The 1193-nt window shown below is 37.7% G+C and carries 1 protein-coding gene and 1 pseudogene; one reads left to right on the top strand and one right to left on the bottom strand.

From position 1 onward, the window contains the following. On the top strand, window positions 1-948 hold a 948-nt coding region (locus HG1285_RS00740; protein ID WP_008289576.1), incomplete at its 5' end, for an AMP-binding protein. Between the two features lie 26 nt (window positions 949-974). Here the strand turns inward: HG1285_RS00740 and HG1285_RS00745 are convergent. Beyond that, a pseudogene (locus HG1285_RS00745) lies at window positions 975-1193 on the bottom strand (fructose-bisphosphate aldolase); the annotation flags it as partial.

The following is a 1193-nucleotide window of genomic DNA, read 5'->3' as shown; positions in this document are numbered from 1 at the left end:
ATGGTTTATGGGCCTTTATCTGTTGGAACAACCTCTGTTGTTGCAGAGGGAGCACCTGATTATCCAGACCCTGGCAGATGGTGGTCTATAGTTGAAAAGTATAAGGTGAATGTATTCTATACAGCACCAACAGCCGTTAGACTTTTTATGAAATACGGAGAAGAATGGCCTAAAAAGTATGATTTATCTTCTTTAAGAATATTAGGTTCTGTTGGAGAACCAATAAATCCTGAGGCATGGATTTGGTATTACGAAAATATTGGAAGAGGACAGTGTTCTATTGTAGACACGTGGTGGCAGACAGAAACAGGAGGACATATGATAACAACAGTTCCTGCATACCCTCAAAAGCCCGGAAAAGCCGGCAAGCCATTTTTTGGAATAGAGGCTGATGTTGTAGATAAAGAAGGAAATCCTATAGAGCCAAATAAAGTTGGATATCTTGTTATAAAAAAACCCTGGCCTTCAGCATTAAGGACTTGCTGGGGAGAACCTGAAAGATTTGAAAAGTACTGGTCAGAAATTGGTAAATACTATTTTGCAGGAGATATGGCAACTAAAGATGAAGATGGATACATAATGATACTTGGGAGGGCTGATGATGTTATAAATGTTTCTGGTCATAGAATAGGAACAGCAGAAGTTGAAAGTGCTTTAGTTTCACATCCTTCAGTTGCAGAGGCAGCAGTTATAGGAAAACCTCATGAAATAAAAGGAGAATCAATTAAGGCTTTTGTAATATTAAAACAGGGATATGAGCCTTCCGAAAGCCTTGCAAAAGATATAAAAATGCATGTTAGACATGAGCTTGGAGCTTTGGCAGTCCCCGATGAGATAGAATTTGTTGAAAAACTTCCAAAAACAAGAAGTGGAAAAATTATGAGAAGGGTTTTAAAGGCTAAAGAACTTGGAATGCCTCTTGGAGATATTTCAACACTTGAGGATTAAATGATAGGGGCTAAAAGCCCCTTTTTTTATTCAGATAATATTTTTAAAGCTTCTTCAACAGTTATATTGTTGTGAACGATTTCAGATAATGCTTTAGTTATCTTTGCCACATCTCTATGCTGGAATACATTTCTTCCAATGGAAAGACCAGCACCACCAGCAACAACAACAGCATCATAAACCATTTTTAAAAGCTCTTCATCTGAGTTAACTTTAGGACCTCCAGCTATTACAACAGGTACAGG

This window comes from Hydrogenivirga sp. 128-5-R1-1 (genome assembly GCF_000171895.1).
This window is presented reverse-complemented; position numbering and strand designations above follow the sequence as displayed.